The sequence below is a fragment of the Massilia phyllosphaerae genome, from assembly GCF_034659755.1.
In the GTDB taxonomy this organism is placed as follows: domain Bacteria; phylum Pseudomonadota; class Gammaproteobacteria; order Burkholderiales; family Burkholderiaceae_D; genus Telluria; species Telluria phyllosphaerae.
Map to the genome: position 1 here is coordinate 594,558 of NZ_JAXSQX010000001.1, position 25,246 is coordinate 619,803.

Consider the following 25,246-nt stretch of genomic DNA (forward strand, 5'->3'; position numbering starts at 1 on the left):
ACGCGATAGTCACTCCGATCATGACGACGGTTTGCGCTGCGCCAGCCCGGGCCATGCGGCAGGCTGAAGGTATGGCAACAATGTGACCCCTGCGCTACTGAACACCCGGTTTGAATGTGACACCAGGCACATGGTGCGACACTTTTGGTCCATAATTGGCGCGGATAAGTTTCTCAGAATCACGATTCGTCATCGAGGCCGCCCGCCCGGCCCACTCCCCCTCATATGAATACATCGCTGGAAAAGAAGAGCGAGATCGAACGGGTGCTTCGGTCTTTCAAAAGCACGTTCTTCACGGTCGGCGCGTTCAGCGCGATCATCAACCTGCTGCTGCTGGCGCCTTCGCTGTACATGCTGCAGGTGTACGACCGGGTGCTGGCCAGCCGCAACGAAGTCACGCTGCTGATGCTGACGCTCCTGATCGTCGGCGCCTACCTGTTCATGGGCGGCCTGGAACTGATCCGCTCGTATGTGCTGGTGCGCATCGGCGCCCAGTTCGACCTGCGCCTGGGCCAGCGCGTCTACACCGCGGCCTTCGAGCAGAACCTGAAGCAGGCCGGCGCCAACGCGGGGCAGGCGCTGGCGGACCTGACCAGCATCCGCCAGTTCCTTACCGGGAATGCGCTGTTCGCCTTGTTCGACGCGCCCTGGTTCCCGATCTACCTGGTCGTCATCTTCATCTTCGAGCCGGTGCTGGGCGCGTTCGCGCTGGCCGGCACCGTGGTGCTGGTGGTGCTGGCGGTCGTCAACGAACGCGTCACCCGGGCGCCGCTGACCCAGGCCAACGCGATGGCGATCCAGGCGGGCACCCTGGCCACGAACAACCTGCGCAACGCCGAAGTGATCGAAGCGATGGGCATGCTGCCGCACCTGTTCCAGCGCTGGTTCCGCCTGCACGGCACCTTCCTCGGCCTGCAGGCCGACGCCAGCCAGAAGGCCGGCCTGATCGGCGCCGTCACCAAGTTCGTGCAGGTGGCGATGGGGTCGCTGGTGCTGGGCCTGGGCGCGCTGCTGGTCCTGGAAAACAAGATCACCCCGGGCATGATGATCGCCGCCTCGATCCTGCTCGGCCGCACCCTGCAGCCGGTGCAGCAGGTGATCGCGGTGTGGAAGAGCGTCAGCGGCGCGCGCAGCGCCTGGACGCGCCTGGCGGCGCTGCTCGACGCGAATCCGGCGCGCGCGGCCGGCATGGCCCTGCCGGCGCCGCAGGGCACGCTGGTACTGGACAACGTCACCGCCGCGCCGCCCGGCCTCAAGAACCCGGTGCTGAAGAACGTGTCGCTGGCCCTGGTCCCCGGCGACGTGCTGGGCGTGCTGGGGCCGAGCGGCTGCGGCAAGTCGACGCTGGCGCGGCTGCTAGTCGGCGTGTGGCCGGCGATGATCGGCAAGGTGCGCCTGGACGGCGCCGACGTCCATCAATGGAACAAGACCGAACTGGGACCGCACCTGGGCTACCTGCCGCAGGACATCGAACTGTTCGCCGGCAGTATCAGCGACAACATCGCGCGCTTCGGCGAGGTCGATGCCGCCAAGGTGGTGCAGGCGGCCAAGCGCGCCGGCGTGCACGACATGATCCTGCAGTTCCCGCAAGGCTACGACACTCAGCTCGGCGACGCCGGCGCCGGCCTGTCGGGCGGCCAGAAGCAGCGTATCGGCCTGGCGCGCGCGATGTATGGCGACCCGGCACTGCTGGTGCTGGACGAGCCGAACTCGAACCTCGACGAGGCCGGCGAGGCCGCGCTCCTGGGCGCGGTGGCCGACCTGCGCCAGCGCGGCAAGACCATCGTCATGATCACCCACCGCCCGGGCGCGGTGCAGGTCACCACCAAGCTGCTGTTGCTGCGCGACGGCGCGGTGCAGGCCTTCGGCCCTACCGGCCAGGTGCTGGCCGCAGTGCAGGAAGCCGCCAGGGTAGCCGGCAAAAACCAGGCGATGCGTGCCCCGATGGCCGCCGCCACTGGAGAAGCGAAGCAATGAACGCGATACCGAACGAAGTCCCCCAGGTAAACACCGACGCCCGTGCCTACGCACGCATGGGCTGGCTGATCGTCCTGCTGGGTGTCGGCGGATTCTTGCTGTGGGCGCTGCTGGCGCCGCTCGACAAGGGCGTGCCGATGGGCGGCACCGTGGCCAAGGAATCGAACCGCCAGGCGGTGCAGCACCAGGCGGGCGGCACCATCGCGCAGATCCTGGTGCGCGACGGCGACGTGGTGCAGGCTGGCCAGGTGCTGGTGCGCATGAATCCGGTCGTGGCCCAGTCGGCGGTCGACATGACCGACAGCCAGTACCTGACCGCGCTGGCGGTGCAGGCGCGCCTGGAGGCCGAGCAGGCCGGCGCGAAATCGATCAAGTTTCCTGAAGCGCTGGATCAGCGGGCAGGCGATCCGCGCGTGGCCGGCATCATGAGCCTGCAGCGCGGGCTGCTGGCCTCGCGCCAGGCTTCGCTGCAGAACGAGCTGGCCGGCGTCGACGAGAGCATCGCCGGCCTGAAAATGCAGGTGCAGGGCCTGCAGGCGTCGCGCGACAGCAAGAAGGAGCAGGTCGCCATCCTCAAGGAGCAGTTGGCCGGCATGCGCGACCTGGCAAAAGAGGGCTACGTGGCGCGCAACCGCCTGCTCGACCTGGAGCGCACCTATGCGCAGCTGGGCGGCGCCATCTCGGAAGACATCGGCAACATCGGCCGCGCCCAGCGCCAGGTGGCGGAACTCACGCTGCGCAAGGCCCAGCGCCTGCAGGACTACCAGAAGGAAGTGCGCACCCAGCTGACCGACGTCCAGCGCGAAGCCGAAGCCCAGGGGGCACGCCTGCAGGCGCAGAAGTTCGAGCTGTCCAATGTGGAAGTGAAAGCGCCGGCCGCCGGCACCGTGGTCGGCCTGGCCGTGTTCACGCCGGGCGGCGTGGTGCCGGCCGGTTTCCGCATGATGGACATCGTGCCCAGCGGCGACGCGCTGGTGGTCGAGGGCCAGCTGCCGGTCAACCTGGTCGACCGCGTGCATCCGGGCTTGAAGACCGAGCTGATTTTCTCGGCCTTCAACGCCAACCGCACGCCGCACATCGACGGCGTGGTCGAACAGGTGGCGGCCGACCGTACGGTCGACGAGCGCAGCGGCACCGCGTTCTACAAGGTGCGGGTAAAGGTGACGCCCAAGGGCGCGCGCATGGTGGCCGAGCACAGGATGGACATCCGTCCCGGCATGCCGGTCGAGCTGTTCGTGAAAACCGGCGAGCGGACCATGATGAATTACCTGCTCAAGCCGGTGCTGGACCGTGCCCGTTCGGCCTTGAGCGAAGAGTGAATACGATGCATTTGAAACTCAAGATTGGCGCAGTGCTGGCGCTATCCACCTTGCTGGGCGGCCAAGCCGGCGCCGTCACCCTGCAGCAGGCCTACGAGGCTGCGCTGAAGAACGATCCAACTTACCGGATGGCGTATTACGACCGCGAGGCCAGCAAGGAAAACCGCGTGATCGGCCGCGCCGCCCTGCTGCCGAGCGTGTCGGCCAACTATGCGCTGAGCCGCAACGTGGCCGACGTCGACACGCTGCAGCAGAACGTCCTCGGCCTCGGCGACGCCCGCTTCCTGACCCATCCGCACTACCTGAGCCGCTCGGCCGGCGTGCAGCTGCGCCAGCCGATCCTGAACCTGGACGGCGTGGCGCGCTACCGCCAGGGCAAGGTGGCGGCCGAGCAGGGCGAAGCGGCCTTCGAGGCCAGCACCGACGACGTCGCGGTGCGCGTGGCCAGCGCCTACATGGATGCGCTGTTCGCCGACGACCAGGTCGCCCTCTCGAAAGTGGCGCGCGACATGTACGTCGAGCAGATGCACGTGAACGACCGCCTGTTCGAGAAAGGCGAGGGCACCCGCACCGACATGCTGGAAACCCAGGCCCGGCTCGAGCTGGCCGAGGCCCAGCTGACCGAAGCGCAGGACAATGCCGTCGCCGCGCGCGAGACCCTGGCCGGCATCATCGGCATGGACCCGGGGCCGCTCGACAAACTGGGCGAACACTTCCGGCCGGCCGGCATCAAGCCGTCCGGTTTCGAAGCCTGGGAAAAGATCGCGCGCGAGCGCAACCCGGAACTGGCGGCCGCGCGCCTGGCGGTGGAAAACGCGCGCCTCGAGATCGACAAGAACCGCGCCGGCCATTATCCGCGCGTGGACCTGGTCGCCGCCTACAGCCGCGGCGACGCGGAATCGATCAACACCTATACCCAGAACACGGTGAACCGCGCGATCGGCGTGCAGGTCAACATTCCGATCTACCAGGGCGGTGCCGTGAGTGCCGCCACGCGCCAGGCGGCGGCCGGCTACGGACGCGCCCAGTCCGACCTCGACGCCCGGACCAGCAAGGTGCTGGTCGAGCTGCGCAAGGCGCACAGCCTGGTGCAGTCGAGCGTGCGCAAGATCGAGGCGCTGGACAAGGCGGTGGCCTCCGGCAAGCTGCTGATGACGGCGACCGAAAAGAGCATCCAGGGCGGGGTGCGCATCAACCTGGATCTGCTGAATGCGCAGCAGCAGTTGTACACGAGCCAGCGCGACCTGGCGCAGGCGCGCTATGCGTACCTGATCGGCCTGTTGCGGCTGCGGGCGGCGGCGGGGACGCTGGATGGGGGGAGTGTGCGGGAGGTGGCGGCGTTTTTCAGCCAGTAACACTAGCTCGGCTGGCCGTCGCCCCTGCCTTCGCAGGGGCGACGTTTACACGCTAACGAAAAAATGAACGTTATCGATTACCGGGCCGCAGCCACATCCGCATCCGCATCTGCCGCCGTCTCACCCGCCGGCTTCGCACAATGCGGGCACGACACCCCCACCACATACTCCGGCGCCAGCTGCTGGCGCGGCGTCACCACCGCGCGGCAGGCGAAGCATTGCACGGTTTCGGTCGGCTCCAGCTTCGGGTTCAGCGCGGTACGGTAGTCGAACACGAAGCAGTCGCCGTTGTAGTGATCGCCGCCGACTTCCTCGAAATACTTCAGGATGCCGCCGTCGAGCTGGTACACGCGGTCGTAGCCGATGTTCTGCATGTGGATCGCCGCCTTCTCGCAGCGGATGCCGCCGGTGCAGAAGGTGACCACGGTCTTGCCCTGCAACTCGTCCTTGTGGGCGGCCGCCACGGCGGGAAATTCGGTGAACTTGTCGATGCGGTAGTCCAGCGTCTTGTTGAACGTGCCGACGTCGACTTCGAAGGCATTGCGGGTTTCCATCATGACGACCGGGACGCCGTCGTCGTCATGGCCCTGGTCGAGCCAGCGCTTGAGCGTCTTCGGATCGACCGACGGCGCGCGGCCGAGTTCCGGCTTGATCAGCGGCATGCGCATCGTGATGATTTCCTTCTTGATGCGCACCAGCATACGGCGGTGCGACTGCTCGTTCGACAGGCTCTCTTTCCACTCCAGGTCGGCCAGGCGGACGTCGCTGCGGACCCAGGCCAGGTAGTCGTCGATGTGCTCGCGCGTGCCGGACAGGAACATGTTGATCCCTTCCGGCGTCAGCAGCACCGTGCCCTTGAGGCCAAGCTTCTCGCACAGCGCCTGGTATTGCGGGCGCATTTCTTCGAGGTTGTCGAGGGAGATGAATTTGTAGGCGGCGATGTTGACGTACATGATGGAAGAAAATGAGGTGCTGGCGGACAGCCCGCTATTATAAGTCAGGGCTTGCGCGAGGTCAGCGGCCAGGGACATATTCCATACAAATACCGTCGCGTTTGCAGCGATTGCAGCTGGGTTCGCCGCATGCGCTCCAGCATGCAGGGCGAGTCGATCCGGCAATAAAAACCGTGGCAGTGGTACCACAAGACAGCGCGCGATTGCGGCGTACTGGAGCGCCACGAGCGAATACCTTCATAAAAGTTCACCAACGTCTCTGATTCGCCGCAAATATCGACACCAACCCATGCCCCTAGGATGAACTGCATGCACGGGGCACCCGCAGTGGGTGCTTCGGTTTCCTAAGGGGCAATCATGACCACACTGAAGAAGACGCTGAGATGGACGCGGGCCGCCTGGGCCGCCGGCTGTGCCATGCTGTGCAGTGCCGGCGCCATGGCACAGGAAGTTATTCCGGTCGAGCTGCCGGACGAAAGGAACATGATAGGGGCGGGCGCGTTTGCCGTGCCGGACTTCTACGGTGCCGAGGATTATCACGCCGAAGGGGCGGGCTTCCTGCACGTCAATCTCGGCAACGGCTTGTGGCTGGAACTGCTCGGCCAGGAACTGCGGCTCAACGTGGTGCCGGGCTATGTCGGACAGAACTTCCAGCAGCTGGGCACGGTGCGTGCCGGTTTCACCTATCGTGGGCGGCCGAGCCGCGACACCGACGTCGACGACGAAGTCGTCCGGCGCATGCAGCGGCTCCCGGTTGCCAGCGAGCTCGGGGTCTTCGCCAGCTACAGCCTGCCGATGCCCGGCGATCATCCCATGCACAAGATCGTGTTCAGCGGCGACGCTGCCTGGAGCACCAACACGGCGTACACCGGCGCTGTAGGCAATATTCGGGCGACCTACTTCTACCCCTTCCCGCAGGGCCTGGGCGGCAAGCCGTTGCTGGGTTCGGCCGGGTTCGGCCTGTTCTTCTCAAGCGACCATTTCAACGAGCATTATTTCGGCATCCAGGGCGCCGACCTGGCGCTGTATTCGGAACTGGGCGGGGTGCCTTTCCGTCCCGAAGGCGGGCTGACGTCGATCCGGATTCCGGTGTCGCTGACATCGCAACTCGATCCGCACTGGTCGGTCACGGTTGCCGGACGCTATGAACGGCTGCTCAACGATGCTGCCGACAGCCCGCTCGTGCGCACGCGCGGCAATGAAAACCAATGGACCGTGGGAGCGGCCATCAATTATTACTTTTGAATCGAAAGATAGCGAAACGGCGAGCACGGCCGTGTCTGGATGCTCGCCGTCGACCATTCATCGTGTCGGAAAAATTTACAATAAGAAAACTAAATTGCATTTAAATAAATTAACTAGTTGAAATACAAATGAATTATTTATATGGCATAATTTTTGCTGAATGAAGGAAACTAATTATTCCTAGGGAAAATCCTTCATGAAAGCCACTTCTGTACTCTTCGCCACTGTCCTGCTCGCTTCGTCGACCTTGGCCAATGCCAACACGATTTCGCTGGTCAACGACACGACGGGCCATGTCGTCACCACCGCCCTCAATACTGTCGAAAACTACAAGATGCCGACGGTGTCGGAAGCAAATGGCGTGTACATCAATTTCGATTTCACCTACAGCGGCGTCCTGGGCAACAACGACTTCTTCGGCGCCTTCTTCGGCAGCTCGACCGGTCCGAGCTTCGGCCTGAAAGCCAATGGCGGCGATGGCAGCACCACCAACGACCTGTTCGTGCGCCTGGGCGGTACCGACGGCACCTTCCTCGCGAACAGCAACCTGGTGGCCGGCACCCGTTACGCGCTGGTAGGCTACCTGTCGAAGAGCGGCAACAGCAGCGGCAACTACAACACGCTGTCCCTGTGGGTCAATCCGACCGCGAACGAAATCGCTTCCCTGAGCGGCGCCGATATCACGATCAAGGGCGACAGCGGCTTGTCGTCGATCACCAGCGCCGGCTACCGCACCGTCAACATCGACAACGGCGTCAGCCTGAACGTGGGCGCCATCAGCGTCAACGCCGTGCCGGAACCGGGCAGCCTGGCGCTGTTCGGCCTGGCCGCCGCCGGCCTCGGTTTCGTCCGCCGTCGCAAGCAGGCGTAAGGCTGCTATAAACCAGCACGAGCCGGCTTGCAAGGCCGGCTTTTTCATTTGACGGATTTGCCACGCCGGCATTCCGAACGGAAAGCCGGCGCTCCCGTCCCCGCCCGGGCGCGGTAAAATGAAAGGATGACTTCCCCGACCTCATTGCCAACTTTTACCCATCTCCGCGTCCACTCCGAGTATTCCATCGTCGACGGCCTGGTCCGTATTGACGACCTGGTGGCCGCCGCCGTGAAGGACCAGCAGCCGGCGCTGGCGGTGACCGACCTGGCCAACGCCTTTGCGCTGGTGCGCTTCTACAAGGCGGCGCGCGGCAAGGGCATCAAGCCGATCGTCGGGGTCGATGCCTGGATCACCAACGACGACAACCGCGACAAGCCGTCGCGCCTGCTGCTGTTGGCAAAGAATTACACCGGCTACCTGCAGCTGTGCGACCTGCTGGCGCGCGCCTGGCTCACCAACCAGCACAAGGGCCGCGCCGAGATCCGCACCGAGTGGCTGGAAGCGCTGGCCACCAGCACCTCGACGCTGCAGCCGGACGTGCCGCAGGCGAATGCCCTCATTGTCCTGTCGGGCGCCCACTTCGGCGACATCGGCTGTGCCATCGAAAACGGCGACCTGGCCAAGGCCGAAGCGTGCGCGCAGCGCTGGGCCGCCATGTTCCCGGGCCACTTCTACATCGAGATCCAGCGTGCCGGCCAGCCCAACCAGGAACAGCAGGTGCGCCATTCTGTGGCGCTGGCGTCGCGCCTCGGTTTGCCGGTGGTGGCGACCCATCCGGTGCAGTTCATCAACAAGGATGAATTCATCGCCCACGAAGCGCGCGTCTGTATCGCCGAAGGCGAAATGCTGGCCAACGCCAAGCGCGTGCGCCGCTTCAACGAAGAGATGTGCTTCAAGTCGCAGGCCGAGATGGCCGCGCTGTTCAAGGACCTGCCGGGCGCGCTCGCCAACTCGGTGCAGATCGCCAAGCGCTGCAACGTGACGCTCACGCTGGGCAAGCCGCAGCTGCCGGACTTCCCGACGCCGCCGGGCATGACCATCGACGACTTCCTGATTGCGGAGACCAAGAAGGGCCTGGAAGAACGCCTGATCCAGTTGTATCCGGATCCGGAAAAGCGCGAGGCGGAGCGCCCGCGCTACGACGCCCGCCTCGAGTTCGAGAACCAGACCATCATCAAGATGAAGTTCCCGGGCTACTTCCTGATCGTGGCGGAGTTCATCCAGTGGGGCAAGAACAACGGCGTGCCGATCGGCCCGGGCCGTGGCTCGGGTGCGGGTTCGCTGGTCGCGTACGCCCTCAAGATCACGGACCTGGATCCGCTGAAGTACAACCTGCTGTTCGAGCGTTTCCTGAACCCGGAACGCGTCTCGATGCCCGACTTCGACATCGACTTCTGCCAGGAAAAGCGCGAACTCGTCATCCAGCACGTGAAGGACCTGTACGGCCGCGACGCGGTGTCGCAGATCGCCACCTTCGGCACCATGGCCGCGAAAGGCGCGATCCGCGACGTCGGCCGCGTGCTCGATTTCGGCTACACCTTCTGCGACGGCATCTCGAAACTGATCCCGTTCAAGCCGGGCAAGCCGGTCTCGATCGCCGAAGCGATCGAAGAGGAACCGCTGCTCAAGGAGCGCCTGCACAACGAGGAAGAGGTCAAGCAGCTGCTCGACCTCGCGCAGCAGGTCGAGGGCATCACCCGCGGCGTCGGCATGCACGCCGGCGGCGTGCTGATCGCGCCCGGCAAGCTCACCGACTTCTGCCCGCTGTATTCGCAGAGCGGCGATGCCGGCGTGGTGTCGCAGTACGACAAGGACGACGTCGAAGCCGTCGGCCTGGTCAAGTTCGACTTTCTGGGCCTGACCACGCTGACCATCCTCGACCGCGCCGTCAACTACATCCGCGCGCTCGATCCGGCGGACGCCGACTTCAACCTGGAGTCGCTGCCGCTGAACGACCGGCCTTCCTATAAACTGCTGTCCGATGCCAAGACGGTGGCCGTGTTCCAGCTGGAGTCGCGCGGCATGCAGGGCATGCTGAAGGATGCGCGTCCCGACCGCTTCGAGGACATCATCGCGCTGGTGGCGCTGTACCGTCCGGGTCCGATGGACCTGATCCCGGACTTCTGCAAGCGCAAGCACGGCGAAAAATTCGATTACCCGGACCCGCGCACCGAGTCGATCCTGTCCGAGACCTACGGCATCATGGTCTACCAGGAGCAGGTGATGCAGATGGCGCAGATCGTGGGCGGCTACTCGCTCGGCGGCGCCGACATGCTGCGCCGCGCGATGGGCAAGAAGAAGGCCGAGGAGATGGCCGAGCACCGCGAGATCTTCCGCGCCGGTGCCGCCAAGGATGGCCTGTCGACCGAAAAGGCCGACGAGATCTTCGACTTGATGGAAAAGTTCGCGGGCTACGGCTTCAACAAGTCGCACGCCGCCGCCTACGCGCTGCTGTCCTACCACACGGCCTACCTCAAGCATCACCATCCAGCCGCTTTCATGGCCGCCAACATGTCGCTGGCGATGGAAGACACGGACAAGATCAAGATCCTGGTCGAGGATGCGCTCGACGTCTGCAAGCTGACCCTGCTGCCGCCGGACGTCAACGAATCGCAGTTCCGCTTCACGCCGGAAGGCCAGCCGAAATCGGTCACCGGCAAGCCGGTCTCGAACATCCGCTACGGCCTGGGCGGCGTGAAGGGGGCGGGGCAGGGCGCGATCGAGGCGATCATCGCCGCCCGTACCGAGGGCGGCAAGTTCAAGGACCTGTTCGACTTCTGCCTGCGCGTCGACCGCAAGCAGATCAACCGCCGCACCATCGAATCGCTGATCCGCGCCGGCGCCATGGATTGCTTCGGCGTCGACCGCGCGGTGCTGCTGGCGTCGGTGGGCTTTGCGATGGAAGCGGCCGGCCAGGCCGCGGCCGCCGCCAACCAGGTCAGCCTGTTCGGCGGCGACGACAGCGACCTGGTCGCCCCGCCGGAATACATCAAGGCGACGCCGTGGACCGATCGCCAGAAGCTAGCGGAAGAAAAGATCGCGCTCGGCTACTACCTGTCGGGCCACATGTTCGACTCCTACGCGCAGGAAGTCCGGCGCTTCGCCAAGACCAAGCTGAAGGACCTGGAGCCGTCGCGCGATCCGCGCATGCTGTGCGGCGTGATCACCGGCGTGCGCACCCAGATGACCCAGCGCGGCAAGCTCCTGATCGTCTCGCTGGACGACAAGACCGGCACCGTCGAGGTGACGGTCTACAACGAGCTGCTGGAGCAGAACAAGAACATCTTCCGCGAGGACGAGTTCCTGCTGGTGGTGGGTAAAGTGTCGGAAGACCGTTTCAACGGCGGCCTGCGGATCACCGCCGAAAAGGTGTTCGACATCGCGGCGGCGCGCATCCAGTATGGCCACAAGCTGGAGATGGATGTGGCGTGCACCATCGCCCCTGCCAAGCTGGCCGAGGTGCTGCAGCCGTATCGCCAGCAGGATGGCCTGCCGGTCAGCCTGCGCGTGACGCCGCAGGGGATTCCGTGCACCCTGCAGCTGGGGGATGGCTGGCGGGTGGCGCCGTCGGACGAGTTGAAGTATGCGCTCGAGATGCAGTTGGGAGCGAAAGAGGTCGCGGTCGAGTATTAATCGACTTGGTAGGGTGGGCACGGGGTGCCCACCCTACGATACATGATCGCGTAATCCTTTTACGGCCTGCGTGATTCCAGTTTCAACCCGCGCCAGCACCTCTTGCCGGTTACTCCCGGCCCGATCCCGCCCGGCCTCGCGGTGCCACAAATGAAACACCTCGGTCGCAAACGCCCCGTCGGTGCGGAGCACCCCGGCATGAAACAGCCGCAGCACCAGGTCCGAATCCTCGTAACCCCATCCCGTAAAACTCTCGTCGAAGCCGTTCACGCGCTCCAGGTCGCTGCGCCACACCGCCAGGTTGCAGCTCTTGATGCGGCGCCAGTTGAAGCGCCGCGCATTGCCCCCGCTGCGGCGGCCGATGTCAGGCCAGCGCACCAGCAACTGCGCCACCTTGTTGATGTGTCCGCCCATGCGCCAGTGCAGGTGTGTCAAGGCGGAAGCCGCCGCGACGTCGATGCCGTCGTCCAGCACGCGCCGCGTGAGCGCCTCGCTCATCAGTATGCGGCTGCCCGATACCAGCCGCCCCGGCCGCGCCAGCGCCCGGTGGCGTGCAATGAAGTCGCGCTGCGGGATGCAGTCCCCGTCCAGGAAGACGATGTAGTCGCCGCGCGCCGCCAGGATGCCGCGGTTGCGTGCCATCGCTGCGCGGAAACCCTGGTCCGGCTGCCAGACGTGTCTCAGCGGCACCGGCGACGCCCGCGCCAGCCGTTCGATGCAGGCCGCCGTGTTGGCAGCCGAACCGTCATCAGCGATAATGATTTCGAAGTTCTTGTCGTCCTGCATGAAGCAGGCACGCACCACGGCGGCCAGCGCGTCCGGCCGGTCATAGGTGGTGATCACGAGCGAGAGGGGCCGGGCGGGGGGCATGGTGTCAAGCCTAGCCTTGTTGGCCCCGTTGGAATTCGTTCCCGGCCAGTGTATTGATCTGGTTCAAACCGAGCCGGGGATGTCCCGGCGCACTCCCATGGTGTCGTCGCTTCCATGCATAATGATGGGTTGCGGGCACCGGCTTTCCTCATGGGCGTCCGCCTGAATGCGAAAGAGAAAAATTGGATAACCGTATCATCGTCAAACGCCTGTGGGCACTCGTCAAACCCTACCGCACGCGCGCTTTCCTGGCGTTGCTGGCGATGGCGCTGACCGCCGTCACCAATCCCCTGCTCGCCAAGGCGCTGGAACTGCTGATGGACGAAGGCTTCCGCGGCAAGCCCGGGTTTTCCCTGTGGTGGATTCCGGGCGTGCTGGTGGCGCTGTTCGTGGTGCGCGGCGTCGGCACCTTCGCCACCGCCTATTACAACAGTTGGGTGCTGAGCCGGGTCACCAACGACCTGCGCGCGCAGGCTTTTGATCGCGTGCTGCGCCTGCCGGTGGCGCGCTTTCAGGAAGAATCGACCGGCAAGATCATCAATACCGTGGTCGGCGACGTGCGCCAGGTGGTCGACATGATCAACTCGGTGTTCCTCTCCTTTGTGCGCGACGTGCTGGTCGTGGTCGGCCTGCTCGGTTCGCTGCTGTGGATGAACTGGTGGCTGACCCTGATCGCGATCGTGGTGGTACCGCTGACGGCCGTCATCGTGCGCACCACCAGCAAGCGCCTGCGCCACCTGAACCGCGAAAACCAGCGCGTGACCGCCGAGATGACGCAAGTCGTCGAGGAAGCCGTGCGCGGCCACCAGGTGGTGCGCGTGTTTTCCGGCGAGGCCCACGAAAACCACCGCTTCTGGCAGCGCAGCGAAGCCATGCGCGGCTTCTGGCAGCGCATGACGGTGGCCTTCGCCGCCACCACCCCGGTGACCCAGATCGCCACCTCGCTGGCGCTGTCGCTGGTGGTGGTACTGGCACTGCAGGCCGGCATGACCACCGGCGAATTCACCCGCTTCGTGACCCTGATGCTGATGCTGCTGACGCCGCTGAAGGCGCTGGCCGAAGTCAACGGCCCGATGCAGCGCGGCATCGCCGCCGCCGAGACCGTGTTCGAACTGGTCGACGCGCCGGGCGAGCACGATCCCGGCACCCGCACCCTCGACCGCGCCCAGGGCCACGTGCGCTTCGAGAACGTCAAGTTCCGCTACCCGGGCGCGCTGGCGCCAGCGCTGGACGGCGTCACGCTCGACGTCAAGGCGGGCCAGACCATTGCGCTGGTCGGCATGTCGGGCGGCGGCAAGTCGACCTTCGTGAACATGGTCACGCGCTTCTACGAGCCGGAATCGGGCCGCATCCTGCTCGACGGCGTGCCCTACCAGGACATCAGGATGGCTTCGCTGCGCGCCCAGCTGGCGCTGGTCAGCCAGAACGTGGTGCTGTTCGACGACACCCTGCGCGCCAACATCGCCTACGGCGCCGAGCGCGTCGACGAGACGCGCCTGATGGCGGCGGTGCGCGCGGCGCACCTGAGCGACGTGGTGGAGCGGCTGCCGGAAGGCGTCGACACCCGCATCGGCGAGAACGGCATGCGCCTGTCCGGCGGCCAGCGCCAGCGCGTGGCGATCGCGCGCGCGATCTACAAGGACGCGCCGATCCTGATCCTCGACGAAGCGACGTCCGCACTCGACAACGAGTCCGAACGCGCGGTGCAGGCCGCGCTCGACACCCTGATGGCCGGGCGCACCACCTTCGTCATCGCGCACCGCTTGTCGACCATCGAAGGCGCCGACCGCATCGTCGTGATGGAGCTCGGCCGCATCGTCGAGCAGGGCACGCACGACGAGTTGCTGGCGCTGGGCGGCTCGTATGCCAACCTGTACCGCCTGCAGTTCGCCACCCTGGCGGAGGAGTCATGAACCGGTCCTGGATATGGACAATGCGCGCACCCTGGTAATTTCGCCGAACTGGATCGGCGATGCCGTGATGGCGCAGCCGCTGCTGCGCCTGCTCAAGCGCGCGCGGCCGGAGCGCGCCATCGACGTGCTGGCGCCGCCCCAGGTGGTGCCGGTGTGGCGCCGCATCCAGGAAGCCGACGACATCCTGGCCACGCCGTTCCGCCACCGCGCGCTGCAGCTGGGCGAGCGCTTGCGCTATGCGCGCCTGCTGGAGCGGCGCGGCTACCGCGATGCCTACGTCCTGCCGAATACCCTCAAATATGCATTGATCCCCTGGCTGGCGCGGATTCCCCACCGTATCGGCTACAAGGGCGAATCGCGCTACGGCATCGTCAACGTGATGCACCACGACGAACGCCCGCAGCGCTCGATGGTGCCGTTCTACGCCGCGCTGTCGCGCGAACCCGGCCTGCCGCTGCACGACCCGCGCTGGGAAACGATGCGGCCGCGCCTGGTGGTGGCCGGCGAAGAGACCGAGCGGGTCGCGGCGCGCCTCGCCGTCGATCTCGGGCGGCCGCTGATCGCCTTTGCGCCCGGCGCCGAATTCGGCAGCGCCAAGCGCTGGCCGCCGGCCTATTACGGCGCGCTGGCACGCCAGGTCGTGCGCGCGCTGCCCGGCGCCCAGATCGCGCTGATGGGGTCGCCCAACGACCACGATACCTGCAAGCAGGTGCAGGCTTGTGCGGGCCAGGCCGGCACCGGCATGCTCAATTTGTCGGGCCAGACCTCGCTCGACGACGCGATCACGCTGCTCGCCCAGGCCACCGCGGTGGTCGCCAACGACTCCGGCCTGCTGCACGTGGCCTCGGCGCTGAACCGGCCGGTGGTGGCGCTGTACGGCTCGACCGACCCGGACTATGCGCCGCCGCTGTCTGACCTGGCGCGCACGGTGTCGCTGCGGCTGCCGTGCGCGCCGTGCCGCCAGCGCGAATGCCCGCTGGGGCATCACGACTGCATGAACAAGATGAGTGTGGAACGGGTGTGGGGAGAGTTGGCGGCGGTACTGCAGGCCGCCCGCGGCTAACGCGCGCGCAAGCCTTTGCCGACGCTATCCGCCAGCTGCATCAGCACCTCGAACCGGCGTCGCGCTTCGGCCCGCTTCTTCGACGCGATCGCTTCCATGTCGGGTGCCGCCAGCGCCGCGCAATCGATCTCGTAATCGCCGTCGGTCCGTTTGCGGGCGCCCAGTTCTTCCCACAGCCCGTCGTAGTCGGCCAGCACGCGTCCGTTGCGGATCGCCTTGTAGACCACGCGGTTGCGGTTCGAGACCAGCAGCACGCGCGCGCAGCCGTAGTCGTGGGCCAGCTGGCGCACCAGGGCGATCATCATCTGCTTCGGGCGCAGGCCGTGCAGTTCGCGGGTGGCACCGCGGATCGCTTCGCGCGCATCGTCGGTCTTGCCGCCCTGGATGCAGCCGACATGGATGTCGGGCACCGTCCCGCCGTCGCGCGCGGCGATGGTGAAGGCCACCGTGTACAGCGTCTTTCCGTCCTGGACCAGCTGCAGCACCATTTCGCCCTCGCGGTCGAACTGGGTCAGGGTGCGCAACTCGATGCGGTAGGCCAGGGCGCTGCGGCCCTGGACTTCGGCCAGCACCACCGGCGCCAGGCTGGCGCGCGCCGCCACCTGGCCCAGGCCGCGGCGGAAGATGAATTCGTAGTGGGCACGGATCGCCGCCAACCGCTGGCGCGGGCCGAGCGCGTGGCTGCTGTAGGGGCGATAGACCTTGTACAAGAAACGCGGGCAGCTGCGCACGTATTCGGAAAACGCAGGATGCGAATTCAGCAGCTGCAGCCAGTGGGGCGTCAGGCCGGGATGGAGGAGGGCGCGCAGCCGGATCTTGCCAAGTTCCCGCACAAACGCCAGGCGCGGTAATTGCGGCGGTACTGCCGAGCGTAGCGTGACCGAGGGCAGGGCCTGGGCAACCAGGCGTTCGGCCCAGCCCGGTTCATCACGATACAGTTTCATGCAGGCTCTCCGTACACTGGTTTCGTTAAGTAACGCTATGTAACACAGTGTAACGACGACGATGCTTGCAGTAAATATATTGTTCCGTTACAAAACGGTAATGTAGAAAAACCGGCCTGAGTCTTGACAGATCTCAGGCCGGCTGTTGTATTTACAGGAACAGGTCAGGCAATCAGCTGGCGTAATGCGCCGGCGCCGCTTCTTCCTTCTCGACCGCGCGCTCGCCGACCTCGCGTTCGTTCAGGTAACGCCCCAGCGCATCGCCGAAGGACGGCAGCAGCATGCCGCGTTCGCTCGAGAGGGCGCTGTAGGCCGGACGCGGGGCGCGCTGGCCAAGCGTATCGCCGCCGACTTCCTCGAGCGTTGCGGGTTCGATACCGGCGGCGGCGCAGGCGCGGCGTGCCAGTTCGGCCCAGCTCATGGCTTCGCCGTTGGTCAGGTGCCAGACACCGGATTCCTTGTCGATCAGCAGGTCGAGGGCGACGTTGACCAGGTCCGGCACATAGGTCGGCGACACCACCTGGTCGGCGCTGGCGGCGAACGGACGGCCGCTGCCGATCGCGTCCAGCGCCTGGCCGACGAAGTTGTGCTCGTCCCACGGGCCGAAGAAGGCGCTGGTGCGGATCACCAGGGCCTGCGGGTCGGAATCGAGTACGCGGCGCTCGGCCTCGGCCTTGCTGCGGCCGTACACGCCCAGCGGCGCCACCCGGTCGGATTCGACGTATGGGCGGTCGGCGCTGCCGTCGAACACCAGGTCGCTCGAGAAGGTCATCAGGCGCACGCCATGGCGGATCGCGGCCAGGGCCAGCACGGTCGGGCCGTGGGTGTTCTCGCGCATGCAACGCTCGGCTTCTTCGCCCTCGGCGTCATCCACGCGCACGTAGCCGCCGGCATTGATCACGGCCCACGGCTTGTAGCGCACGATTGCGGCCTCGACCGACGCCGGATCGGCAATGTCCATTTCCTGGCGCGTCAGCACGTGGTAGGCGAGGTTGCGCCGCTCGCAGATGCGGGCGAACGCGCGGCCCAGCGTGCCGGTGGCACCCGAGATCAGGATCGGCTGCGGGAAGGTCGAGCGGAAAGCGCCGCGGTCGGTGATGTCGGCCACCGCGGTGCGGGTGGCGACCGGCTTGGCAAAGAAGCGGCCCGGACGGCGCCACCAGCCCTGGCCCTGCAGCACCGGGTGCGACAGCGGACGGCCAGTGGCCAGCTCGCGCATCATCGAGGCGACCGCGGTCGGACGCGGCTGCGGGCCGCGTACGTCGAACGGCCCCGGTTCGTAGTAGCCGCGGCATTCGGTGACCAGGCAGTTCCAGTCGTAGGAACCGAGCAGGGCCCAGACCGTGACGGCGCGGACGTCGGCGCCGCTCTGCTGCACTTTCTTGGCGGCGTTCCAGATTTCGAGCAGCCAGCGCATCTGGTCTTCGCGGTTGGCGTCGATGTGGGCTTCGGTGATGGCGATCGGCAGGCCGTAGCGTTCCCAGGTTTCCTGCAGCAGCGGGCCGATGCCCGGGGTCGGCGTGGCCAGCACGCGCGGGCATTCGATGTCGGCGTGGGGCACGCCGCGGTATTGGGTGCGGCGGTTTTCCGGATAGCGTTCGATACGGTGGTCGAGCCAGCGTTCGCTGGTGGCATAGTAATTGACGCCCATGATGTCGGGCGGGCAGGCGTTGTCCTTGAACCAGAGCAGTTCTTCGGGCGTCGCTTCGGCTTCGAGCAGGTAGTCCCACAGCGCGTGGTCCTGGTCGATCTTCCCGCACAACATATCCCAGCCGAGCCAGCGGCGTTCATTGAAGAAATTGGCGAACTCGGCCATTTCCGGCGTACCGTAGGTGCGCGACAAGTCGTCGGTCTGCACCAGCTTGGCGTCCGGGTTGACCTTGCGGATCTCGCGCATCGACAGCACGGTCGCCTTGCACTGGACGATCAGGGCGCGGATAAAAGTGGCTTCGCTGTTGCCATGTGGGTACCACACGCCGTTCAGGCCGGAGAAACGGGCGGTCGTGCAGATTTCATTGACCGGTGTGTAATACTCGACCCAGGGATAGCGGCGCGCCACGGCGCCGGCATATTCGGCCAGCTTTTCTGGAAAATCCTCGGAGACCAGGCTCGTATGGCGCGGACCGCTGCCATGGTGGACCAGGCCGACGATGGGCGTGACGCCCAGTCGTTGCAGCGCGGGCAGGCGTTCGTCCGGCCAGGACCAGTCAGCCTTGTCGACCCCGTCAGGCGCGGTGCGTTCCCACAGCACGGGGTAACGGATCGCACGGATCCCGAGGGACGCAAAACGTTCGATGTCTTGCAGCCTTTCTGCGTGACCGTTACGGTCCATCTGGGAGAAGTAATTGTCGCGTACGCGATTGACGGTGCATTCGAGGCCGCCCCACAGCTGGAGCGAAGAGGTTGCTGGCTGGATAGGGTTGTTGAGATTCATGAGCGCTTCCTGCGTTTTAAATCGAAGCTTTACCTTAGTCGGCTGACACTGCTTCTTGTGTGAGCTACCGAACATATAAACGCGATTTAGGAGAAGTCCTACGTAATGTCAGCATCCGATAAGAAGATTCTATTTCTCTTGGGAATTTTTTCGACTGTTCGACTTGACAGTTTGGTGCGATGACCCCATTTCAGTGCAAGATGACAGCGGAAAGGAACAGAAGCATGTATATGGTGTATTGGACGCTGATCGAGGACGAAGCAAGCCGGCCCGAGGCGCAAGCCTTCGACACCACTGAGATGGTCGAGGCGATGAAGTTCATGGAAGGTTTGCGCAAGCGCCAGCGCGAGGGGGAGGGCGTGCGTTTCATCACGATGTGCTCGGAGCATCCGGATGTGGTCGGGCATCCGGGCGTGGATGTGACGGGGCCGGATTACAACTGGAAGAAGCGGCGGCGGTAGGGTGGACGGGTCTCCCGTCCACGCGTTCAAGCGCCATCAAATGGGCTGCAGTGTCCGCGTCAGTCGAACGCGTGGACAGCGGAGCTGTCCACCCTACATCAGCGCAGCGGCCATCTCTTTGAGTGCATGCTTCAATATCTTGCCGGTAGCCGCAGCCGGCAAGGCCTTCATCAGGACGATCCGCCCCGGCCGTTTATAGGGCGCCAGCCGTTCGGCGGCCCAGGCCTTCAGCTCGTTCACCGTCGGCGCCTGCTGCGGATCCGGCTGCACGAACGCCACCACCTCCTCGTTGCCGTCCGCCGCCGCCTTGCCGACCACGGCCGACTGCGTCACTCCCGGATGCGCATTCAGTACCGTCTCGACTTCCAGCGGAAACACGTTGAAGCCAGAGCGGATGATCAGCTCCTTGGTGCGGCCGACGATGAACAGCGCCCCATCTTCCCCGCGGCGCGCCATGTCGCCGCTGTTCAGCCAGCCGCCGGGGCGCAGCGCCGCTGCGGTCAGCAAAGGTGCGCGGTAATAGCCGCGCATCACGTTCGAACCGCGCACCCACAGTTCGCCGGCCTCGCCATCGGCCAGGTCGCGGCCGGCCTGGTCGACGATGCGCACTTCCACGCCCGGGATCGGCTGGCCGACCGCGGTGTCGGCACGCGGCGCGTCCAGGCGGGTCTGGCTGACCGTCGGCGCGGCTTCGCTCAAGCCATAGCCGTTGTGCAGCGGCAGCCCGAGCAGGGCTTCCACGCGGCGCTTGAGGTCCGGATCGAGCGGCGAACCGCCGGCGTAGGCAAAGCGCAGCCGCGACGGCAGGCGTGCGTTCCCTGCCAGCTCCAGCAGGCGCGCATACATGGCCGGCACCCCCTGCACGATGGTGAGGCCGTCGTCGCGGATCGCGCGCAGCATCGCCTCCGGCGTGAAGCGCGGCGCCAGCTGCAGGCAGGCGCCGGCGCTCAAGGTCCCCAGCAGCACCGAGGTCAAGCCGTACACGTGCGAGATCGGCAGCACGCCCCAGGCGCGGTCCTGCGGCACCAGGCCGCGCAGGCGGCTCGACACGGCGGCCACGAACAACAGGTTGCGGTGGCTCAGCATCACGCCCTTGGGCTGGCCGGTGGTGCCGGTGGTGTAGACCAGCGCAGCAACTGGATCGTCCTGCACCGCCTCCGGTGCGCAGGCTTCGTTCAGCGGGCCGATCATCAGCTCGCCGTCGGCCTGTGCCCCGGCACGCGCCGCATGCGCGGCCGCTTCCGGCGACAGCGCCGCCGTGTACAACGCCAGGCGCGCGCCGCAGTGAAGCTGGATGGCGTCGATCTCGGGCGCCGACAAGCGCGGGTTCAGGTTGACGATCCAGGCGCCCACGGTCGAGGCGGCAAAGATCAGCGCCACCTGGGCGCCGCAGTTTTCGCTGACCAGCAACACGCGGTCGCCGGGCCGCACGCCGCGGCCGCGCAGCAGGGAGGCGTAGCGGTCGATCTGGCCGACCAGTGCCGCGTACGACAGCGTGCGCCTGTCCTCCGCATTGCCTTCGATGAGGGCCGGCGCGTCCGGGGTGCGCGCCGCCGCGGCGCGCGGGATGGCATCGATGCGTGCCGGCAGGGCTGCCAGCAAGGCCTGTAGGTCGATCATGGAATCCGTCGCTGAAACAAAAGGCGCACATCATACGCCTGCCACGTTCCCCCGCACACGCCATGGTGGCGTCCCGTTTTTGCCAGCCATGGCACACTGACAAGATGAATCGAACCGATTTCTCTGCTGCAGTGCCACATCATCGGCCCGCGATGTCGGCGGCCAGCGCCGGCCTGACCCACGAAGTGGTGTCCATCGACGAGCGCGGCCGCCCATCCACGCTGCACATCCCGGCCGAGCGCCCGCTGACCGTGTATGTCGACAAGCGCGAACTGGTGACCCTGATGACGCTGGGCGGCGCGCCCGAGGCACTGACCCTCGGCTACCTGCGCAACCAGCGCCTGGTGCGCGCGCTGGACGACATCGTCTCGGTGCAGGTCGACTGGTCGGTCGACGCGGTGGCGGTCGTCACCCGCAACGGCATCGCCGACGTCGAGGCGCGCACCGCGAAAAAAGTGGTGACCACCGGCTGCGGCCAGGGCTCGGTGTTCGGCGGACTGATGGACGAAGTGGAGACGATCACGCTGCCCCCGGACGCGCGCCTGGCGCAGTCGGTGGTCTACCGCATCGTCGATACCATCCGCACCCAGCAGTCGGTGTACAAACAGGCGGGCTCGGTGCACGGCTGCGCGCTGTTCTCCAACAGCGGCGAACTGCTGTACTTCGTCGAAGACGTGGGCCGCCACAATGCGGTCGACGCCATCGCCGGCCTGATGTGGCTGGACGGCGTGGCCGGCGCCGACAAGGTGTTCTACACGACCGGCAGGCTCACCTCCGAAATGGTGATCAAGGGTGCCCAGATGGGCATCCCCTTCCTGCTGTCGCGCTCCGGCACCACCCAGATGGGGCACATGGTGGCCGGGAAGGTCGGCATGTCGCTGCTGGCGCGCTGCAGCGGCACCCACTTCCTGCTGCTGGCCGGTGCCGAACGGCTGGTGTTCGAGCCGGGGCTGCTGGAACCACTGAACGCGCCGCGGCGCGTGCCGGTGGCCTGAGATGGCACTGCCCCTGGTCGACGCCACCCTGCACGCCTTCAGGCTGCTGCTCACCGGCGACGCCGACCTGTGGCACATCATCTGGGTGTCGCTGAAGACCAGCGTGATCGGCCTGCTGCTGGCGGCGCCGCCGGCGGTGCTGCTCGGCTACCTGATCGCGATGAACCGCTTCCGCGGACGCCGCATCGTGATCTGGCTGGCGCAGGCGGCGCTGTCGCTGCCGACCGTCCTGATCGGCCTGCTGCTGTACCTGCTGCTGTCGCGGCGCGGGCCGCTGGGCGAGCTGCAATGGCTGTTCTCCCAGCCCGGCATCGTGTTCGGCCAGTGCGTGGTGGCGCTGCCGGTGCTGCTGGCGTTCACGCTGGCGGCGGTGCAGGGGCTCGATCCGCGCTACGCCGAAACCGCGGTGGCGCTGGGCGCCTCGCGCCGCCAGGTGATGCTGCGCGTGCTGTACGAGGGCCGCTTCGGCGTGATGGCGGCGGTGCTGTCCGGCTTCGGGCGCGTGATCTCGGAAGTGGGCTGCGCGCTGATGGTGGGCGGGAACATCGAAGGCCAGACCCGCACCATCACCACCGCCATCGCGCTCGAAACCAGCAAGGGCGAATTCGCCCAGGGCATCGCGCTCGGCATCGTGCTGGTGGCGCTGGCGCTGTTGATGAACGGCGCGCTGATGCTGTTGCAGGGCGATGCCCATGCGGCCAGGGAGCGCGGATGAGCATCAGTATCCACACCAGCATCAGCGCGGCGGTCTACGAAAACGAAAACCAGCGTCAGCGCGACGAGCGGCGCAAGGCCTTGCTGGGCGTGCGCGGCCTGCGCAAGCGCTTTCACGAGCACAAACGCGACCGCCTGCTGTTCGACATCGAGCGCATCGAAATCGCCACCCACGGCGCCTATGTGCTGACCGGGATTAACGGCGCGGGAAAGAGTACGCTGCTGCGCGTGCTGGGCGGCCTCGAACGCGCCGAGATCGACAGCCTGCGCTTTGCCTGCGACGACGTCTTGCGCGTGCACCCTTACCCGCGCGCGCTGCGCGAAGCCATCGTCTACGTGCACCAGCATCCGATCCTGTTCTCGACCAGCGTCGCCCACAACATCGGCTACGGCCTCGGCCTGCGCAAGATGCCGAAGGACGAGATCGCGCGCACGGTGGCGCAGGCGATGGCCTGGGCCGGCGTGACCCACCTGGAAGGCACCGACCCGGCCAGGCTGTCGGGCGGCGAAAAGCAGCGCGTGGCGCTGGCGCGCGCCAAGGTGCTGCAGCCGAAACTGCTGCTGCTGGACGAGCCGACGGCCAACCTGGACGGTGCGGCGCGCGAACAGGTGATCGCGCTGATCCCGACATTGGTCGAAGCGGGCAGCAGCGTGGTCATCGCCTGCCACGACCGCGACCTCATCAACCTGCCGGGCGTGCAGCGCATGAAGCTGCGCGACGGCCACCTGGAATACCGTTGATCGATTTATAATCTGGTGAATTTTATAACCAGACTGGGGATGTCCATGCAACGCCGTTCCGTACTCGCGCTCGTCTTGAGTGTCGCTTTCGCCACGCCCTTCGCCCACGCCCAGAACGACAAGGTGCTGCGCCTGTCGACCACCACCAGCACCGAGAATTCCGGCCTGCTGGCCTACCTGCTGCCGAGCTTCGAAGCGAAGACCGGCATGAAGGTCAACGTGATCTCGGTCGGTACCGGCAAGGCGCTGGAACTGGGCAAGAACGGCGACGTCGACGTCACCCTGGTCCACGCGCGCGCGCTGGAAGACAAGTTCGTGGCCGAGGGATGGGGCATCGACCGCCGCGACGTGATGTACAACGACTTCATCGTGGTCGGCCCGGAGGCCGATCCGGCCAGGCTGAAGGGCGAACGCGACGTGATCGCCGCCTTTAAAAAAATCGCCGCCGGCAACGTCAAGTTCATCTCGCGCGGCGACAATTCCGGCACCGACGTGATGGAAAAAGGCTACTGGCAAACGGCCCGTGCCAAGCCGGCCGGCACCAACTACGTCTCGGCCGGCCTGGGCATGGGCGAAGTCCTGAACATGGCCGCCGAAATCGGCGCCTACACGCTGACCGACCGCGCTACCTATGGTGCCTATAAAGCCAAGACCGGGCTGGCGATCGCGGTGGAAGGGGACAAGCGCATGTTCAATCCCTACGGAATCATTGCGGTGAATCCGGCCAAGCACAAGGGCATTAACTACAAGGGGGCGAAGCAGTTGATCGAGTGGATGACGTCTTCCGAAGGGCAGGCGAAGATCGCGGCTTTCAAGCCGGCTGGGGAGCAGTTGTTTTTCCCGTCGGCGAAGTAGTCGGCGACTCACGCGCAGGTTGAACGCGTGGACGGCAGAGCCGTCCACCCTACCGCAGCGGATGCGTCACCGGTAGGGTGGACAGGTTCCCCGTCCACGCGTTCAACGTACGCATGAATAACAAAAGGCCGCACGCAGCGGCCTTTTCACTATCACGGGCAATCGATCACGCCAAAGCGTGCATCACCGCCTGCACCGGAATCGCCTTCACCCAATCCCTGCGCTGGTCTGCCGTGATCACGGTGCTGTTGGCCTTGTCCACCGGCGCCCACTCCGGCGTCTTCTGGCGCATCAAGGCCACCACCGGCACGCCGACCGCGTTCGCCAGGTGCATCACCGCGGTTTCCACCGATACGATCAGGTCGCATTGCGCCAGCATCGCCGGCAGCTGGAAGAAATTCTCGTTGGCGCTGAACAGCTCGGTGCGGTCGAGCTGGCGCTCGGCCAGCATCGCTTTCACGTTGGCAATTTCCTGCGGCACCGCGTTGACGATGAAGCAGGCGTCGCGCCACTCGGGCTGGGCGCGCATGGTGGTGATCAGCTCGGCCACGCGCTCGACCGGCCAGCAGCGCTTGCGGGTCTTGGCGAACGGATTGATGAACACCAGCTTGCCCTGGCGCCCGGCGAAGCCCCATTCGGCCAGCTTGGCGCGGGCGCCGTCGATGTAGCGTTCCGGGATGTGCACGAACGGAATCCGTCCGGCCGGCGGAATGTCGACATTGGCCAGCTGGCGGAACCAGCCGGCGTAGACGTCGCTGATGTGCGGCGCGGCGCTGCGGTCGGCCGGGTCCGGATCCATGCTCGCATCCAGCTTGCGGTAGCTGAAGTAGCGGTGCAGGCCGAAGCCGAGCGGTTTCTTGAAGCCGGTGACGAAGCCGTTCGGACTGATCTCGCGCGCCAGGTGCGCATAGAAATGCGGACGCAGCGTGGCCAGCGACACCACGATCGGGTACTGCTCCTGGCGCGCATCCTGGATCGAGGCCTGGAACAGCGCGGGCGAGTAGTTCTGGTCGTACACCTTGTCGATGAAGTCGCAGGCGGCCAGCCAGTCGTACAGCACGTTCTTCTTCAGGTGCGGCCATTGCGACGCGTCCGCCGTGCGTCGCACTTCGTCCACCCACAGGTGCAGTTTCAGGTGCGGATAGGCGCGTGCGAATGCCGCGAAGCAGTTCTGCAAATACGTGTAGTCGCCCAGCGCCAGGTGGGCGATGAACAGGATCTTGTCCGACTTGGCCAGCAAGTCGGCAGGGATGAGAGGTGGGTTCATTATGTCTTACGGT

Annotated in this window: 18 protein-coding genes and 1 pseudogene; 13 read left to right on the forward strand and 6 right to left on the reverse strand. The window is 65.9% G+C overall.

From position 1 onward, the window contains the following. Window positions 1–225 precede the first annotated feature (225 nt). Genes U1H99_RS02660 through U1H99_RS02670 form a run of 3 tightly spaced genes read left to right on the forward strand, consistent with a single transcriptional unit; the run spans window position 226 to window position 4,651 of the window. Complete coding sequence (locus tag U1H99_RS02660) at window positions 226–1,977, forward strand: type I secretion system permease/ATPase (RefSeq protein WP_323140222.1); 1,752 nt, start codon at window positions 226–228, stop codon at window positions 1,975–1,977. Then, window positions 1,974–3,296 carry an HlyD family type I secretion periplasmic adaptor subunit gene (locus U1H99_RS02665; protein WP_323140223.1) on the forward strand — a complete coding sequence of 441 codons (1,323 nt, stop codon included), beginning with the start codon at window positions 1,974–1,976 and terminating at the stop codon, window positions 3,294–3,296. The genes U1H99_RS02660 and U1H99_RS02665 overlap by 4 nt, the downstream gene beginning before the upstream one ends. Before the next feature lie 5 nt (window positions 3,297–3,301). Then, on the forward strand, window positions 3,302–4,651 hold the full coding sequence (locus U1H99_RS02670) for a TolC family outer membrane protein (RefSeq protein WP_323140224.1): 1,350 nt from the start codon (window positions 3,302–3,304) through the stop codon (window positions 4,649–4,651). A gap of 77 nt (window positions 4,652–4,728) precedes the next feature. Here the strand turns inward: U1H99_RS02670 and U1H99_RS02675 are convergent, their stop codons facing one another. Beyond that, window positions 4,729–5,604 carry a sulfurtransferase gene (locus U1H99_RS02675; protein WP_323141198.1) on the reverse strand — a complete coding sequence of 292 codons (876 nt, stop codon included), beginning with the start codon at window positions 5,602–5,604 and terminating at the stop codon, window positions 4,729–4,731. A gap of 357 nt (window positions 5,605–5,961) precedes the next feature. Here U1H99_RS02675 and U1H99_RS02680 point away from each other — a divergent pair, with 357 nt between their 5' ends. The 3 genes and pseudogenes from U1H99_RS02680 (at window position 5,962) to dnaE (ending at window position 11,356) form a co-directional block, all read left to right on the forward strand. Beyond that, window positions 5,962–6,849 carry a MipA/OmpV family protein gene (locus U1H99_RS02680; protein WP_323140225.1) on the forward strand — a complete coding sequence of 296 codons (888 nt, stop codon included), beginning with the start codon at window positions 5,962–5,964 and terminating at the stop codon, window positions 6,847–6,849. A gap of 790 nt (window positions 6,850–7,639) precedes the next feature. Then, window positions 7,640–7,720 (forward strand): annotated as a pseudogene (locus U1H99_RS30225) (PEP-CTERM sorting domain-containing protein); the annotation flags it as partial. 126 nt (window positions 7,721–7,846) lie between these two features. Next, complete coding sequence (gene dnaE / locus U1H99_RS02690) at window positions 7,847–11,356, forward strand: DNA polymerase III subunit alpha (protein ID WP_323140227.1); 3,510 nt, start codon at window positions 7,847–7,849, stop codon at window positions 11,354–11,356. Window positions 11,357–11,389: 33 nt separating this feature from the next. Here dnaE and U1H99_RS02695 read toward each other — a convergent pair whose 3' ends face one another. Continuing rightward, window positions 11,390–12,226 (reverse strand): glycosyltransferase family 2 protein, encoded by an 837-nt coding sequence (locus U1H99_RS02695; protein WP_323140228.1) that lies wholly within the window; start codon window positions 12,224–12,226, stop codon window positions 11,390–11,392. 182 nt (window positions 12,227–12,408) lie between these two features. On the opposite strand from U1H99_RS02695, the gene msbA reads away from it, so the two are divergent. Continuing rightward, complete coding sequence (gene msbA / locus U1H99_RS02700; RefSeq protein ID WP_323140229.1) at window positions 12,409–14,139, forward strand: lipid A export permease/ATP-binding protein MsbA; 1,731 nt, start codon at window positions 12,409–12,411, stop codon at window positions 14,137–14,139. Between the two features lie 13 nt (window positions 14,140–14,152). Then, window positions 14,153–15,202 carry a lipopolysaccharide heptosyltransferase II gene (gene waaF, locus U1H99_RS02705; protein ID WP_323140230.1) on the forward strand — a complete coding sequence of 350 codons (1,050 nt, stop codon included), beginning with the start codon at window positions 14,153–14,155 and terminating at the stop codon, window positions 15,200–15,202. Here the strand turns inward: waaF and U1H99_RS02710 are convergent. Together U1H99_RS02710 and U1H99_RS02715 are read right to left on the reverse strand one after the other, a co-directional pair. Then, window positions 15,199–16,146, reverse strand: coding sequence for a DUF535 family protein (locus U1H99_RS02710; RefSeq protein ID WP_323140231.1), 948 nt, complete (start codon window positions 16,144–16,146; stop codon window positions 15,199–15,201). The two genes, waaF and U1H99_RS02710, sit on opposite strands and share 4 nt — an antisense overlap. 172 nt (window positions 16,147–16,318) lie before the next feature. After that, entirely contained in the window at window positions 16,319–18,580 is a 2,262-nt protein-coding gene (locus U1H99_RS02715) for an SDR family oxidoreductase (RefSeq protein WP_323140232.1), read from the reverse strand. A 224-nt stretch (window positions 18,581–18,804) separates the two neighbouring features. Between U1H99_RS02715 and U1H99_RS02720 the strand changes: the two genes are divergently transcribed. Continuing rightward, complete coding sequence (locus U1H99_RS02720; RefSeq protein WP_323140233.1) at window positions 18,805–19,041, forward strand: hypothetical protein; 237 nt, start codon at window positions 18,805–18,807, stop codon at window positions 19,039–19,041. A gap of 93 nt (window positions 19,042–19,134) precedes the next feature. Here U1H99_RS02720 and U1H99_RS02725 read toward each other — a convergent pair whose 3' ends face one another. Then, a complete protein-coding gene (locus U1H99_RS02725) occupies window positions 19,135–20,661 on the reverse strand; it encodes a class I adenylate-forming enzyme family protein (protein ID WP_323140234.1) in 1,527 nt (508 codons plus the stop codon). A 152-nt stretch (window positions 20,662–20,813) separates the two neighbouring features. Between U1H99_RS02725 and U1H99_RS02730 the strand changes: the two genes are divergently transcribed. The 4 genes from U1H99_RS02730 to U1H99_RS02745 are packed head-to-tail and all read left to right on the forward strand — an operon-like array spanning window position 20,814 to window position 23,966. Then, the gene (locus tag U1H99_RS02730; RefSeq protein WP_375341576.1) at window positions 20,814–21,656 is read left to right on the forward strand and encodes a formate dehydrogenase accessory sulfurtransferase FdhD; all 843 of its coding nucleotides are present in this window, start codon (window positions 20,814–20,816) and stop codon (window positions 21,654–21,656) included. Between the two features lie 7 nt (window positions 21,657–21,663). Continuing rightward, a complete protein-coding gene (locus tag U1H99_RS02735) occupies window positions 21,664–22,371 on the forward strand; it encodes an ABC transporter permease (RefSeq protein ID WP_323141200.1) in 708 nt (235 codons plus the stop codon). After that, entirely contained in the window at window positions 22,368–23,111 is a 744-nt protein-coding gene (locus U1H99_RS02740) for an energy-coupling factor ABC transporter ATP-binding protein (RefSeq protein WP_323140235.1), read from the forward strand. Before U1H99_RS02735 ends, U1H99_RS02740 begins: the two co-directional genes overlap by 4 nt. Window positions 23,112–23,156: 45 nt before the next feature. After that, on the forward strand, window positions 23,157–23,966 hold the full coding sequence (locus U1H99_RS02745) for an ABC transporter substrate-binding protein (RefSeq protein WP_323140236.1): 810 nt from the start codon (window positions 23,157–23,159) through the stop codon (window positions 23,964–23,966). Window positions 23,967–24,132: 166 nt separating this feature from the next. Here U1H99_RS02745 and U1H99_RS02750 read toward each other — a convergent pair whose 3' ends face one another. Continuing rightward, the gene (locus U1H99_RS02750) at window positions 24,133–25,233 is read right to left on the reverse strand and encodes a glycosyltransferase family 9 protein (RefSeq protein WP_323140237.1); all 1,101 of its coding nucleotides are present in this window, start codon (window positions 25,231–25,233) and stop codon (window positions 24,133–24,135) included. Window positions 25,234–25,246 lie beyond the last annotated feature (13 nt).

Bases quoted from the DNA above. Each gene is read 5' to 3' on its own strand.
- U1H99_RS02715 (WP_323140232.1), bottom strand. From the start codon at position 18,580: ATGAATCTCAACAACCCTATCCAGCCAGCAACCTCTTCGCTCCAGCTG.
- dnaE (WP_323140227.1), top strand. From the start codon at position 7,847: ATGACTTCCCCGACCTCATTGCCAACTTTTACCCATCTCCGCGTCCAC.
- waaF (WP_323140230.1), top strand. From the start codon at position 14,153: ATGGACAATGCGCGCACCCTGGTAATTTCGCCGAACTGGATCGGCGAT.
- U1H99_RS02740 (WP_323140235.1), top strand. From the start codon at position 22,368: ATGAGCATCAGTATCCACACCAGCATCAGCGCGGCGGTCTACGAAAAC.
- U1H99_RS02750 (WP_323140237.1), bottom strand. From the start codon at position 25,233: ATGAACCCACCTCTCATCCCTGCCGACTTGCTGGCCAAGTCGGACAAG.
- U1H99_RS02720 (WP_323140233.1), top strand. From the start codon at position 18,805: ATGTATATGGTGTATTGGACGCTGATCGAGGACGAAGCAAGCCGGCCC.
- U1H99_RS02730 (WP_375341576.1), top strand. From the start codon at position 20,814: ATGTCGGCGGCCAGCGCCGGCCTGACCCACGAAGTGGTGTCCATCGAC.
- U1H99_RS02665 (WP_323140223.1), top strand. From the start codon at position 1,974: ATGAACGCGATACCGAACGAAGTCCCCCAGGTAAACACCGACGCCCGT.
- U1H99_RS02660 (WP_323140222.1), top strand. From the start codon at position 226: ATGAATACATCGCTGGAAAAGAAGAGCGAGATCGAACGGGTGCTTCGG.
- U1H99_RS02695 (WP_323140228.1), bottom strand. From the start codon at position 12,226: ATGCCCCCCGCCCGGCCCCTCTCGCTCGTGATCACCACCTATGACCGG.
- U1H99_RS02725 (WP_323140234.1), bottom strand. From the start codon at position 20,661: ATGATCGACCTACAGGCCTTGCTGGCAGCCCTGCCGGCACGCATCGAT.
- U1H99_RS02670 (WP_323140224.1), top strand. From the start codon at position 3,302: ATGCATTTGAAACTCAAGATTGGCGCAGTGCTGGCGCTATCCACCTTG.
- U1H99_RS02675 (WP_323141198.1), bottom strand. From the start codon at position 5,604: ATGTACGTCAACATCGCCGCCTACAAATTCATCTCCCTCGACAACCTC.
- U1H99_RS02680 (WP_323140225.1), top strand. From the start codon at position 5,962: ATGACCACACTGAAGAAGACGCTGAGATGGACGCGGGCCGCCTGGGCC.
- U1H99_RS02745 (WP_323140236.1), top strand. From the start codon at position 23,157: ATGCAACGCCGTTCCGTACTCGCGCTCGTCTTGAGTGTCGCTTTCGCC.
- U1H99_RS02710 (WP_323140231.1), bottom strand. From the start codon at position 16,146: ATGAAACTGTATCGTGATGAACCGGGCTGGGCCGAACGCCTGGTTGCC.